This window comes from Dialister sp. CAG:357, assembly GCF_000435155.1.
GTDB lineage: Bacteria > Bacillota > Negativicutes > Veillonellales > Dialisteraceae > Dialister > Dialister hominis.
On the sequence record NZ_FR896378.1, the window covers coordinates 1 to 14,754 of the forward strand.

Genomic DNA, 14,754 nt, shown 5'->3' on the forward strand with positions numbered 1-14,754 from the left:
GAATCGATTTACACAAAACTCTTGACACACCCCATAATTCTATAGTATGTAATATGGAAATAAATTACAAGTTAGTGTAGAATAAAAAAGAGATTTATATTTTAATTGGAGGGTGATTATAAATGGCAGAAGAAATCAGAGTGAACGGAAAAGCTGGCAAATTTGAACAGTACACACAGGAAAAGAACATGAATTTCTTCAATAAGAATGAACTTCATGATGAAGCAGGCACTGTTGTTTTCCAGTCTAACATTAAAGTAGAAGGCCAGACAATCCCTGTAGGAATCATTACCGATAACACGATTTATACGATTATCCGTGTTCAGGTAGGAAGCGGACTTGTAAAAGAAGGAAATAAGGCAAAATTCCTGGAATACATCAACAACCTGAACAGAAGCTATAAAGTATTCAAGTATGTGGCAGCTGAAGATGGTTCTTTGTTCCTTGATGCATGCCTGCCAAGCACAAATGAAAGCTTTGATGCTGACATCGTGCGCGTTGTCCTTGATGTTATTGTTGACCATTTGACACAGGAATACAAAAATATCATGAAGGAAGCTTGGGAATAAAAGAATAAGCTTATCAATGAAGGACCCCGGGGGAAGCGGGGTCTTTTATTATGCCGTTTTAATTTTGAGAATGATAATAAAAAATAGAAATTGAGAATAAAAGGTGATAGAATAAAAAAGAATATACTTGAACTGAGGAAATCATATGAATACGGATAAATACAAGTGGCATATTCTAAATTCCTTAAATAAGACGGAAACAGGAGTGCCTGAATTTTCCAAAAAATATAATATAACTGAAGAACTAGCTAAGATACTGATGAATCGCGGAATAGATGATGAGTCTAAGTTATCCCACTACCTATTTGATTCTGCTGCAGATCTGGGAGATCCATTCCTGATGAAGGGAATGCCTGAAGCAGTCGACAGGATTCTGCGCGCGATAGATGGCAGGGAGAAAATCGTTATTTATGGCGATTATGATGTGGACGGGATTACCTCGACATCGATTCTATACCGGGGGCTTAAGAGCCTTAAGGCCGATGTCGGCTTCTATATTCCTCATAGGGAATCTGAAGGATACGGGCTTAACGCGAAAGCTGTCGAAAAATTAGCCAATGATGGCTTTAAGCTGTTAATTACAGTGGACTGCGGGATCAGCTCGGCAGACCTGATCAAGGAATTCCAGGGGAAGATAGATATCATAGTTACCGATCATCACACGCCTCCGGAAAATCTTCCGCAGTGCATTGCGGTTTTGAATCCTCACCAGTCTGACTGCGGTTATCCATATAAAGAATTGGCGGGATGCGGAGTCGCATTTACTCTTTGCAGAGGACTCATGCTGAAAAAATATGGAGTCAGTTATACAGATAATATAGAACTGGCCGCTCTTGGCACTATAGCTGATGTAGTATCCCTGACAGGGGAGAATCGGATTATAGTTAAAGAAGGCATGAAAAGATTCTTGTCCACTCCGGTAAAGGGGCTTTTTGCTTTAATTCAGGCTGCCGGGCTTATAAAGGATACGACACAAAGCATTACTCATGCGGATCAGATTTCTTTCGGCCTTGCACCACGCCTCAATGCGGCCGGGAGAATATCGCATGCCAAAGAAGGCGTCGAGCTCATGATCACAGATTCGACGCAGGAAGCACAGCAGCTGGCTGAAAGGCTGTGCAGTACAAATGTCACGAGACGGGAAATAGAAAAAGACATCTGCACGCAGGTGGAAGAACGTATAAAACAATTAGGCATTGAAAAAGACATGGCGATCGTTGTAGACGGTCCTAATTGGCATCCGGGCGTTATCGGAATTGTAGCTTCCCGTATCCTGGATGAACTCCATCGCCCGGTTCTGGTGATTACTGTTAATGACGGGATCGGTAAAGGATCCTGCAGAAGTATACCGGCATTTAATATTTATGAAGCCCTCGCAGCGCAGTCAGATCTTCTGATCCAATTCGGAGGCCACAAAATGGCAGCCGGCTTTTCTATCAAGGCTGAGAATATTGAAGAGTTCCGGAAGCGGATGAATGAGTACGCAAAGGAACATCTGACAGAAGAAGACTGCATACCGGTTTTGGATATTGAAGAAGTGATTCCGGTAGAAAAATTAACGGTAGATTTCGTTAAGTCATTAGACTTATTGGAACCATGCGGCTGCGATAACCCAAAGCCTTTATTTGCTTCAAATAACATTTTTGTTGAGACCGCCAGATACATAGGCGCAGACAAGCGGCATTTTAAATGTCAGCTGGGGAAAAATTCCGATCTTATTGATGCTATATTCTGGGGAGCCGGAGAACCGCAGCCATGCAGAGCCGGAGACAATATTAATATAGTCTTTGAACCGGAAATCCATGAATGGTATGGTGAACACGTCCAGCTGATCTGCAAAGATATACGGGTAGACAAGAAAAGAATAATAACCAGGGATTTTCTGGCAGACGTGTATCGCAAAATCAGGAGTATACTACGGGAACCTCGCCTGGCAGAAGACGTTAAGCGGCTCCTGACAGAAGGAACCGGATTCGATGCTGCTGATATTGATATAGCGCTGGCGGTGTTTGAAGAATTGCGGTTAATATCCAGATATAATTTCGATGGTGAAGAATTCTATCAGTTCCAGATGGTCAATAAAAAGATGGATTTGCTCTCATCTTCGGTATACAGAAGGCATATGCGCTAAGGAGAGGATATTATGGATAAAAATATCGAAAAAGACGGAACGCAGGCAGTGACGGAGCAAGAGAATGTACGCACTCCGGTCAGCAAGAACGTTAATACCAAAGCGGCAGTCTTCAATAAGAACCTGAATGAAGAGACGATACATACAGATGCGTCTGCCTCGACTCTGGCAGAGTTCCTGATTCATCAGGATGAATATGTAAAAAAACAGCATGAAAAGAAAGATTTTGCCGGAGAAGAAGCAGCAGAGTACCAGAAGCTGATTGATAAGGTCAAGACGTACATAACTGACAAGAAAAGTCTTGAAGCCATCAGAGAGGCATATGAACTTGCAGACAAAGCACACAGCGGACAGATCCGGGCTACCGGAGAACCATATATTGTCCATCCTCTCGCAGTCGCATATATTCTGGCTGAACTCGAAATTGATACGCAGGGAATCATTGCGGCACTCCTTCATGATGTAGTGGAAGACACGGATTACACACTCGATGATATAAAAATGCTCTTCGGAGATGAAGTTGCGTTTCTTGTAGACGGTGTCACGAAACTTTCTCAATTCCATTACAAGGATAAGGAAGATCAGCAGCTGGAAAACTTCAGGAAAATGTTCCTGGCGATGGCTAAGGATATCAGAGTTGTCGTTATAAAACTGGCTGACAGACTTCACAATATGCGTACGCTCGGCGTATTCCGCAAGGACAAGCAGCAGCGTATAGCAAGAGAAACGATAGAAATATATGCTCCTCTGGCTCACCGTCTTGGTATTTACAATATCAAATGGGAGCTGGAAGATCTGTGCTTCCATTACCTGCATCCGGATGAATATTATGACCTTGTCCGTCAGATGAAGCAGAAGAGGAAGGCCCGTGAAGAAATCGTTAATGATACGATGAGAGTCCTTCACGAAAACATAGAGAAGGCCGGAATCCAGGCAACAATAACGGGAAGACCGAAGCATTTTTACAGCATATATAAGAAAATGAAGAGGGATGGCAAGGACTTATCCCAGATTTATGATCTGTATGCAGTCAGGGTTATTGTCGATACGATTCCGCAGTGTTATGCAATTTTGGGAATTGTGCATACGCTTTGGAAACCGCTGCCTAACAGGTTCAAGGATTATATCGCTGTTCCTAAGCCTAATATGTATCAGTCCCTCCATACAACAGTCATCGGTACTAAGGGACAGCCGGTTGAAATCCAGATAAGAACATGGGAAATGCATCATATTTCTGAATATGGTGTAGCAGCCCACTGGCGCTACAAGGAAGGGAAACAGGCCGGTTCAAAGGATTTTGATACGAAAATCAGCTGGCTCCGCAGGATTCTCGAATGGCAGGATACCAGCAATCCGAAAGAGTTCATGAATGCATTGAAACTCGATGTATTTTCAGACGAGGTATTCGTATTCACACCAAAAGGTGATGTCACCAATCTGCCTAAAGGGTCGATCCCGATCGATTTCGCATATAGGATTCATACGGAGGTCGGCAACAGATGTGTTGGGGCAAAAATAAATAATAAGATTGTCCCGCTCGATACAAAACTCAAGAATGGCGATATTGTTTCGATTATAACATCAAAGACGGGAAAACCTAGCTATGACTGGATCAATATGGTTGGGGCAGCTGATAGTAAAGCTAAAATCAGGAGCTGGTTCAAGAAGGAAAATAAACCGGAGAATATTGCCCGCGGCCAGGAGCTTCTGATCCAGGAAGCAGACCGTCTTGGATTTGAATGGAAGAAACTGACACAGAAGAACAGGCTTGAAGATATTGCCAAAACTTTCAATAATATTACGGAAGAGGATCTTCTTGCATCTGTAGGATATGGTGGAATCCCATCCAAGAGCGTCATACTCAAGCTTGCCGAAGTATACAAAAAAGAACTGAATGCACAGAAAAATACTGCGCAGAAAACGGCAAAAGATCTTGAAAACCTGAAAATGCGCAGCGTAAAGACCAGATCCAACAGCGGCATTCTCGTAAAAGGAGAGGAAGGTCTTGTCGTACATTTGGCCAAGTGCTGCAATCCGGTACCTGGTGATAACATAGTAGGCTTTGTTACAAGGGGAAGGGGCGTATCTGTACACTGTGTGGACTGCCCGAATGCTGTTAATTTCCCTGACAAGGACCGGATGATTGATGTATCCTGGGAAGATCAGTCTGGCGGAGTTTTCCTTGTAACCATTGAAGTTATCAGTTATGACCGTACAGGTTTGATGGCAGATATTCTGGCGGCACTGACTGAAATGAAGTTGTCAGTTTCTTCTGCAAATGTAAAAGTAGAAAATAGTGGTATGGCTGTAATGAATCTGGGAATCCAGATCAAGGATCTCCAGCAGCTTGATTATATTATGACAAAAGTCAGACGAATCAAGGGCGTTCATTCTGTACGCCGTATGAGATCAGCACAGCAGGGAGGGGCCTGAATTATGAGAGCAGTCGTACAACGATGCAATTGGTGCAAAATCACTCTTGAAAACGGAGAAGTCTCCGAAACGGGAAAGGGACTAGTCGTTCTTCTTGGGGTCGGTAAGGAAGATAATGATAATGATGTAAATTATATTGCCGATAAAGTTATGAATATGAGAGTTTTTGAAGATGAAAACCAGAAAATGAATCTTTCTCTCAAAGATGTGAATGGAGAGCTTGCCATTGTATCGCAATTCACTTTATATGGTGATATGAGAAAAGGGAGACGTCCCAGTTTCTTTGAAGCGGCAGCTCCGGAACGTGCCAATGAATTATATAACCAGCTCGTTGAGAGGTGCAGAGATTCCGGAGTGCATGTCAAGACAGGAGAGTTTCAGACCTATATGAAAATCAATCTGGAGAATGACGGACCTGTTACGATTCTCCTGGACAGCAAAAGGAATTTCTAATATTCCTTTGAAAGGAGAATACCAGTGAAAATTGAATATATGACTCTTGGGCCGTTTGCGACAAACACTTATATTGTTTATGATGAAAAAACTTTACATGGTGTAGTAATAGACCCTTCTTTTTCACCAGATAAATATATCAGCGAATTGAATGACAAGAAAATAATCTTGGAATCCATTCTCCTGACGCATGCACATGTGGATCATCTGGCAGGTTTGAATCAGCTGCGGGAAGCTTTTCCTGATGCCAAGTTTTACATGGATAAAAGAGACGAGGAGCTTCTCCGTGATCCGAATATGAATTTATCTGATTTTCTGCCGGAACCCATTGTCTGCAAGCCTGCAGATGTATGGGTCAAAGACAGAGATATAATCAAGACCTGCGGGCTGGAATTTACAGTTCTTGATACCGCCGGTCATACGCCGGGAGGGATTTCCTTCTATCTGAAAAATGAGGGAATCGTTTTTACCGGGGACTCGCTGTTCCAGGGGTCCATTGGACGAACTGATTTCCCCGGCGGGAATCTGAAAGAATTATTGACAAATATCATGCAAAATCTGTTCCAGCTGCCTGATTCGGTCCGCGTGCTTTCAGGGCATGGCGAGATAACGACAGTGGGTTATGAAAAAGAAAGCAATCCTTTTTTTCAGGAGGGATTTTAAATGAGGTGGGGCGCTGAGTTTTGGCTTCGTGTTGTTATTGTAGCCATGTTTTGCGTTTTAATAATTAAAGCACCTATAGTTTTATTCCCATTCATTACTTCTTTAATTATTACTATTCTTTTAACGCCTCTGGCCCGCTTTATTTATAAAGGAGCAGGGCGCCTGGGAATAAAACGTTTTCCTTATGATGCAGCTATCCTGATATCATTTGCAGTTTTTGTTGCGGTCATATATCTTATTGCAGTTCATGTGTTTGTTCCGTTCATCAAGGAATTCAGGGAATTTATAAAAAGTGTTCCGGGGATGCTTGATACGGCACAGCTTGCCATACCGGAAATCGAACGCCAGTACCAATTGGATTTACTGCCGCCAGAGGCCAAAAATCTGATATCAAGATTTGTTCAGGATGTAGGGGAATATACATTAAAGCTTGCACAATTCAGTCTTTCCGCGATTTTCAGTTTTGCCAGCACGATTATTGAGCTGATCGTCGTACCATTTGTCACATTTTATATGATGAAAAAAGGAGGCGCTTTTATTTCTTCTTTCATCGGTATATTTCCTGACAGATATCATGCACACCTGACACAATTATTCAGAGAAATCCATTTTGTGCTGAATGCGTATATAAGAGGGCAGCTCCTTCTTTCCATATTGATGTCCATCGTTGTTTTCCTTGGCATGTGGTCCATGAACATACCGTACCCGCTTGTGATTGGCTTCCTTGCCGGAATTGTTGAAATGATTCCGCTGATCGGACCGATTATCGGAGCGGTACCCCCGGTGCTCCTCGGACTTCTGCAGGGGACGGGAGTCATGTTCCAGGTTATAATTTTTTATATCATTGTTCAGCAGCTTGACGGACACTTTGTGATGCCGAAATTAATGGGCAGCATTATTGATGTACATCCGGTTGCCATCATCGCCGGTGTGCTTGTGGGTGGGCATTTATTCGGTGTTGTTGGAATGATGATATCAGTTCCTCTTGTTGCAGTACTTCAGGTTTTACTGCGGCATATGTGGTTCTATGATAGATACAGAACGATGAGGTAGGAGACAGGTTATGAAAAAAGCAACCGTAATGAGCACGCTTAAGAAGAAAATAAAAGAGCATCAGTATAAATTCACGACGCAAAGGAAGATTGTGCTTCAGGCGTTTCTGGACAGCAAAGAGAACCATATGAGTGCTGAGGACGTATATGAAATCGTACATGAAGAAAATCCTGCGATTGGTTTGGCAACTGTATATCGTTCTTTGGAACTGTTTACATCTTTGGAATTGCTCAAGAAGCTGGACTTTGGTGACGGCAGAAGTCGGTATGAATTGAACGATAAAACAATTACGCATTCCCATCATCATCTGATTTGTCTGGGATGCGGAAAAGTTGTTGAATTTTCGTATGATTTCCTGAACGATGTCAAGGATAAAATACAGAAAGAAAATGGATTTAATATCGTAGATTACCAGTTGAAATTTTATGGCTATTGCAAGGATTGCATAAAAAAGGCAAATAATAATAAAGGATGACTGCATAATGAGCAGTTAAAATTTGCCAATGAAGTATAGAAAATGATACAATTCAAATGTTAATCTCTAACGAATAAATCTTAGTAGTAATATTTTAAAGAGGTGTCGTGCAAAGATGCAGGCGTTAAAAGGGACCCATGACATTTTACCCAGTGAAGTGTATAAATGGGATTATATGGAAAGCGTTATACGAGACGTATGTGCTCGCTATGGATACAAAGAGATTAGAACACCTATCATTGAAGCAACTGAACTTTTTCAGCGCGGAATTGGGGACTCGACGGATGTCGTATCTAAAGAAATGTACACATTTCTTGACAGAGGCAACAGATCTGTAACACTGAGACCTGAAAATACAGCTTCTGCAGTCCGTGCATTCCTGGAACATAAACTGTATGCTGACCAGCAGGTTCATAAGATGTTTTATATTGGATCAATGTTCAGATATGACAGGCCGCAGGCAGGGAGATACAGAGAATTCCATCAATTCGGGCTGGAAGTACTGGGAGCATCTTCTCCGCTGGCTGATGCTGAAGTTATTGCCATGGCTTGTGAAATATTCCATAAGCTTGGATTAAAAGACCTTGATCTTCATATCAATTCAATCGGGGATAAGAATTGCCGTCCTGCATACAGGCAGAAATTGATTGATTTCTTCATGCCTAAAGTTGATCAGTTATGTGATGACTGCAAGGAAAGGCTTCTGAAAAATCCGCTCCGCATATTAGACTGCAAGGAAGAAGGCTGCAAGGCTGCATCTGTTGGAGCGCCTGTGATTACCGATTATCTTTGTGAAGACTGCAATACCAAATTCGAAGCAGTCAAAAAGTATCTGACTGCTTTAGGAATCGATTATACGGTAGACCCCAAGCTTGTCAGGGGATTGGATTATTATAACAACACCGCTTTTGAAATTCAGTATCCGCCTCTTGGCGCACAGAGCGCTGTTTGCGGCGGAGGCAGATATGATGGTCTGGTTGAAGAAATGGGCGGGCCGTCCACTCCTGGAATCGGATTCGCCATCGGTCTTGAAAGACTGCTGCTCGCTTTGGAAATGCAGAATCTGATTCCTGCTCCGCAAAGCGCACATAAAGTTTATATTGCTTCTTTAGGACAGGATGCAGTCATTGAAGGAATAAAGATCCAGCATCTGCTCCGCTCTGAAGGAGTGATTGCGGAAATGGATCTTCAGGATAAGAGCCTGAAGGGACAGATGAAGCAGGCAGGCAAATCAAAAGCTGATTTTGCAATTATCATTGGCAGCAATGAATTGGAAGAAAAAGCTGCAACCGTTAAAAACATGAATAATGGGGAACAAAAGCAGGTTCCTTTCGATAATGTTGCTGAATATATCCTTTCAGCTTTGAAAAACAATTGATAAATCTGGCCTAAGCCATCATTTATATATTATTAATGGAGAGGTGTTTGAATATGGAAACAATGGCAGGTATGCATCGATCCTGCGGATGCGGTCATGTAACAGAACTTGACTATGGCAAAGAACTTACATTAGCTGGATGGGTTAATACACGAAGAGATCATGGCGGATTGATCTTTATTGATCTTCGTGATCGCAGCGGGATTGTACAGCTGGTCATGAGTCCACAGTATGGTGAGGAAGCTTTCCATAAGGCTGAATCCGTACGCAGTGAATATGTTCTTGCAATTAAGGGAAAAGTAAGAGCAAGAAGCGAAGATACAATCAACCCGAAGATGAAAACAGGCAAAGTTGAGGTTGTAGTAACTGAACTTCGCATTTTGAATAAATCCAAGACTCCTCCATTCTACGTTGAGGATGGAATCGATGTAGATGAAAACGTTCGCCTGAAGTACAGATACATTGATTTGAGACGTCCGGAAATGCAGAATAACCTGATCATGCGTCATAAGATTGTTCATGAAATGAGAACATTCCTTGACAAACATGATTTCCTTGAAATTGAAACCCCGATGCTTACAAAGAGCACACCGGAAGGCGCACGCGACTATTTGGTTCCCAGCCGTGTCAACTTGGGCAAGTTCTATGCACTTCCTCAGTCACCACAGCTCTTCAAACAGCTTCTGATGGTGTCTGGATTTGAAAGATATTTCCAGGTTGCACGCTGCTTCAGAGACGAAGATCTGCGCGCTGACAGACAGCCGGAATTCACTCAGCTGGATATGGAACTTTCCTTTGAAGATCAGGACTTCATCCTTGATCTGATGGAACACATGATGCAGACGGTTTTCAAGAATGTTTTAGACATTGATATCCAGATTCCGTTTAAACGTATTAAATGGGATGATGCAATGAATCTTTACGGATCTGATAAACCAGATCTGAGATTTGATATGCATTTCTATGATGTATCTTCTTTATTGGTCGATACAGGATTTAAGGTATTCCGTTCTGTTCTCGATAATGGCGGCGTAGTCAAGGCTATTAATGTTAAGGGCTATGCAGGCATTCCACGCCGTGAATTAGACGGACTTGTCGATTATGTTGGAAGATATGGCGCAAAGGGCCTTGCATGGATCGGATTCAATAACGACGGCAGCCTGAAATGCCAGATTACCAAATTCCTCGGCGAAGAAAAAATCAGAGAAATTGGCAAGGCCTGCGAAGCAGAACTTGGCGATTTGATCCTTATTATTGCTGATAAGCCGAAGGTAGTAGCTCAGGCTTTGGGCGAACTGCGCCTTGAAATGGGACGCAGAATGAATCTGATTGATCCGAACGAATTCTGCTTCCGCTGGGTTACCGATTTCCCGATGTTTGAATACAGCGAAGAAGAACATAGATATGTAGCTGAACATCATCCTTTCACTGCACCGCGTGATGAAGACATTCAGTATCTCTCCACTGATCCGTCCAAGGTATATGCTAAAGCTTACGACATGGTTCTCAATGGTGTCGAAGCCGGCGGCGGAAGCCTCCGTATCTATCAGGAAGATCTGCAGGAGAAGGTATTTAAGGCAATTGGAATTACCGAAGAAGAAGCTCAGCAGAAATTCGGATTCCTTCTTGATGCATTCAAGTATGGTGCACCGCCGCATGCAGGCATTGCACTCGGCCTTGACAGACTCGTTATGCTGATGCTTCATCTGGAATCTATCCGCGACGTAATTGCATTCCCGAAGACACAGAGCGCTATTGATCCATTGACACAGGCTCCATCTTATGTTGCTGACAAACAGCTGAAAGAACTGCACATTAAAGTTGAAACGAAGAAAGATAAAGAAAAAGATCTTTTTGAAGACGATTAAGACTGAATGTGCTCATCTTGTAAATTCACAGATGATTTGTTAAACTATATGTAAGTAAAGAACCCTGCTGTGCACGTGCAGCTTTATATTTTGAACCAACACCTTTACCTAGGGAGTTCGGATTTGGATGGAAATAGTCTATGCCCCTTTTGGGGGACAGATGAAACTCTTCAAGAGAACACCCACCTGCAATTATGCAGACTCAAAATACGGCAATTAACGACATGGTGGGGTATGGATACTAATACCGTCAAGATTATCTTGGCGGTATTTTTATTTTGCATTTTACTCTCAATAATGGCATACTATACTAAACAGATGTTTTCTCACGAATGGATGTTTTAACTTTCATTCTTTAACGGTATGAACAGTCTTGAATGTTGAGGCATTATAATGGATTCACTATTTGATCTAGACCAGAATGACCACATGAAATTTGCACCTCTTGCAGAGAGGATGCGGCCTAAGAAGTTGTCCGATGTCGTAGGACAGGAGCTTGCTGTCGGCCCAAATTCATTTCTAGCTAAGATGATTCAAAAGGACATGGTTCCTTCCATTCTGCTATTTGGGCCTCCCGGCTGCGGAAAGACCACGATTGCTACAGTCATTGCCAATATAACTAAAAGCAAGTTTGTGAAATTGAATGCGACTGCCAGCGGCATAAAGGAAATCAGGGATTTGGCCAAAAGCGCGAAGGATGAGCTTCAGTTTTATCAGAGACGCACTATTGTTTTTGTTGATGAAATTCATCGTTTCAATAAAGGACAGCAGGATATTCTGCTGCCATATGTTGAGGATGGAACATTTATATTAATCGGCGCAACGACCGAAAATCCTTATTTTGAGATCAATGCACCGCTTTTATCAAGATTAAGGCTGATCCGCTTAAAAGCACTGGATGAGGAAAGCATTGTTGAAATACTTGAACGGGCACTCAATGACAGGGAGCGGGGACTTGGAAAACATGGCTACCATGTTTCGAGGCCCGTATTGAAAATGGTAGCTTCCTATGCTTCAGGGGATTCACGCGCAGCGCTCAACTTATTAGAGCAGGCAACGGCACTTCTTGAGGACAATGGAACGCTTACAGAAAAGGAACTCAAGGAGCTGGCGGGCGAAAAGATACTCAACTATGATAAAAACGGGGATTATCATTATGATGTTGTCTCAGCCTTTATAAAAAGCATGCGCGGCAGTGATCCGGATGCTGCACTCCATTATCTGGCCAGAATGATCAACAGCGGGGAGAAACCCTCATTCATTTCAAGAAGAATCATCATCTGTGCTGCTGAAGATGTCGGCCTGGCTGATCCCAATGCATTGACCGTTGCAGTGGAAGCTGCAAAAGCGGCTGAATTTGTTGGATTTCCAGAGGCACAGATTCCTTTGGCAGAAGCTGTCTTATACATATGTCTTGCACCTAAGAGCAACAGCGCTGTTATGGGGATCATGGCAGCTTCCGCAGAGGCGGGGAAACGGTCCGACTGGTCGATTCCTGATTACCTGAGAGATGCTCATTATGCGGGCGCCGCGAAATTAGGTCATGGCAATGGATATTTATATCCACATGATTTTGGAGGATGGGTGGAGCAGGAATATATGCCAAGTGAACTTAAGGGGCATGTTTATTATTCACCGGGAAAGAACGGTATGGAGTCTTCGCTTGAAAGCAGATGGAATAATTTTAGACGGAAAAACAAATAATGATTAGGAGCGGATTTTTTCTATTATGCGAAATAAAACTCAGAAAAAGAAAGATGTACAGTTAAAACAGAATAATAGAAATTATGAGATAACCGGAATTATAATGCTTCTTTTTGGTGTCTTTTCTTTTGTGAGCCTGGCCAACTACAATACGGGAATTCTCGGGAGCTGGGCAAATAATGGACTCCATTTCTTATTTGGCATGGGAGCTTTTTTGTCTGTTTTGGTTATCATATTCATGGGTGGTTATTATGTTTTAACAGCAAAGCCATTTCATTCAAACCGCTATTTTTACTACTTTGGAGTTTTGTTTTGCTTATGTTTGTCGCTGATTCATCATTTCTTTGTGCCAATAGGAGAGGAATTTGGTATTTCGAATCTCCTTGAGTATGGCGGTGCCATTGGCTCTGCCATTTCCTGGGCACTTCATATCTCGGTCGGGGAAATGGGTACGTCTATCATTCTTGTCGGAGCCATAGTGATTGATATTTTACTCCTGACACATTGGTCGGTATCCAATGGAGCCAGGAAGGTGGGCGTGAAAGCACAAAAAATAGGCTTAAAAACAGAGCAAAAACTGGAAGATGCTGCATCTTACTGGAAGCAGAAAAGGGCACAGATCAATGCAGAGAAATCTGCTGCCAGACTGGAACCATTGGAAGAAAGCAGGGGTGAATTCATTTACAAGAAGTCAGGAAATGAAACACCGGATGATGAAGAAAAGAGCGCAGATTTTTCAGCTAAAGATGATGAGCCGATACCAGACGATATTGCAGAACTGCTTAATTCCGAAGAAAGTAGTTCACCCGTACAGGCCGAACAAAATGGTCCTGATTTGAAGCCTATAGATGAAGAAAATATGCCTTTTGAGGCAACTCGAATAGAGCCTGTAGAAACAGAAAAGGAAGCTAAAGAAGTGTCCGCAGGACAAGAAGGTCAGGAATCTGAAGCTGCGGAGAATCAAAAACCAAATGGCGGCCTGCATGCCGATGAGCATCTTCCTGATAAGTCCAAAGTCATCAGCAGTTCTGATCAAAAGAATACAGATGAACCGGCTGCTCAGGAATATGTGTTCCCGCCGCTGTCACTGCTGCATACGGATGGTCCGGTGCATGCCAAACAGGATGATATCCAGCATAAGGCCAAAATCATTGAATCTACGCTGGCAAGCTTTGGCGTGGGTGCAAAAGTAATCAATGCCAGTGTCGGGCCGACTGTCACAAGATTTGAACTCAAACCCGAAATCGGTGTAAGAGTCAGCAAGATCGAAGGTTTGTCAAATGAACTTGCTATGGCACTTGCAGCCACACATATCCGCATCGAGGCACCAATTCCAGGTAAATCAGCAGTTGGAATAGAGATACCAAACAGCAAAATTATTCCTGTACCTCTCAGGGATGTTCTTGCAAGTGATGAATTCCAAAAGGGGAAGGGACATATTCTGGTTGCCTTAGGGAAGGATATCACGGGAAAACCAGTTGTTACTGATTTATCAAAAATGCCGCATTTGTTGATTGCAGGTTCTACAGGGAGCGGCAAGAGCGTATGCATTAATTCCATCATCACAAGTATTATTTATAAGAGCAAGCCAAGCGACGTGAAATTAATGCTGATCGATCCAAAGGTCGTTGAGCTCAGTGTCTATAATGGAATTCCGCACCTTCGTACGGAAGTTGTCACGGATATGAAGAAAGCACAGGGAACGCTGAATTGGGCTGTGCGTGAAATGGAATCAAGGTATCAGCTTTTTGCCGGCAGTAAAGTCAGGAATATTGAAGGTTATAATAATCTGAATCCTGATAAGAAGATGCCTTATATTCTGATCATAGTCGATGAATTTGCCGATTTGATGAACGTAGCGGCCAAAGAAGTTGAAGTCCTGATCCAGAGACTTACACAAAAGGCAAGAGCAGCCGGAATCCATCTGATACTTGCGACACAGCGCCCGTCTGCTGATGTCATTACAGGGGTTATCAAGTCTAATATCCCAAGCAGAATTTCCTTTATGGTGGAATCCAATCTGAACT

At 42.7% G+C, this 14,754-nt stretch carries 11 protein-coding genes and 1 other RNA gene; all 12 read left to right on the forward strand.

Features of this window, described 5'->3' with window-relative positions:
- Positions 1–122 precede the first annotated feature (122 nt).
- The gene (locus M3200_RS02030; RefSeq protein WP_022381872.1) at positions 123–569 is read left to right on the forward strand and encodes a hypothetical protein; all 447 of its coding nucleotides are present in this window, start codon (positions 123–125) and stop codon (positions 567–569) included.
- Positions 570–714: 145 nt separating this feature from the next.
- Entirely contained in the window at positions 715–2,700 is a 1,986-nt protein-coding gene (gene recJ, locus M3200_RS02035; protein WP_022381873.1) for a single-stranded-DNA-specific exonuclease RecJ, read from the forward strand.
- Positions 2,701–2,877: 177 nt separating this feature from the next.
- Positions 2,878–5,133, forward strand: a complete 2,256-nt coding sequence (locus tag M3200_RS02040; protein WP_414437784.1) for a RelA/SpoT family protein — start codon at positions 2,878–2,880, stop codon at positions 5,131–5,133.
- A gap of 3 nt (positions 5,134–5,136) precedes the next feature.
- Entirely contained in the window at positions 5,137–5,586 is a 450-nt protein-coding gene (dtd, locus tag M3200_RS02045; protein ID WP_022381875.1) for a D-aminoacyl-tRNA deacylase, read from the forward strand.
- A 24-nt stretch (positions 5,587–5,610) separates the two neighbouring features.
- Positions 5,611–6,249: an MBL fold metallo-hydrolase gene (locus tag M3200_RS02050; RefSeq protein ID WP_022381876.1), complete on the forward strand. Its 639-nt coding sequence runs from the start codon at positions 5,611–5,613 to the stop codon at positions 6,247–6,249.
- On the forward strand, positions 6,250–7,302 hold the full coding sequence (locus M3200_RS02055; RefSeq protein WP_022381877.1) for an AI-2E family transporter: 1,053 nt from the start codon (positions 6,250–6,252) through the stop codon (positions 7,300–7,302).
- Between the two features lie 10 nt (positions 7,303–7,312).
- The gene (locus M3200_RS02060) at positions 7,313–7,777 is read left to right on the forward strand and encodes a Fur family transcriptional regulator (RefSeq protein WP_022381878.1); all 465 of its coding nucleotides are present in this window, start codon (positions 7,313–7,315) and stop codon (positions 7,775–7,777) included.
- Positions 7,778–7,892: 115 nt separating this feature from the next.
- Complete coding sequence (gene hisS / locus M3200_RS02065; RefSeq protein ID WP_022381879.1) at positions 7,893–9,155, forward strand: histidine--tRNA ligase; 1,263 nt, start codon at positions 7,893–7,895, stop codon at positions 9,153–9,155.
- A 53-nt stretch (positions 9,156–9,208) separates the two neighbouring features.
- Positions 9,209–11,023 (forward strand): aspartate--tRNA ligase, encoded by a 1,815-nt coding sequence (aspS, locus tag M3200_RS02070; RefSeq protein WP_022381880.1) that lies wholly within the window; start codon positions 9,209–9,211, stop codon positions 11,021–11,023.
- Positions 11,024–11,081: 58 nt separating this feature from the next.
- Positions 11,082–11,261, forward strand: a non-coding RNA gene (gene ssrS, locus M3200_RS02075) — 6S RNA.
- Positions 11,262–11,416: 155 nt separating this feature from the next.
- Positions 11,417–12,727, forward strand: a complete 1,311-nt coding sequence (locus tag M3200_RS02080) for a replication-associated recombination protein A (RefSeq protein WP_022381881.1) — start codon at positions 11,417–11,419, stop codon at positions 12,725–12,727.
- A gap of 25 nt (positions 12,728–12,752) precedes the next feature.
- Positions 12,753–14,754: DNA translocase FtsK (locus M3200_RS02085; RefSeq protein WP_288178080.1), on the forward strand; the 2,002-nt coding region annotated here is incomplete at its 3' end.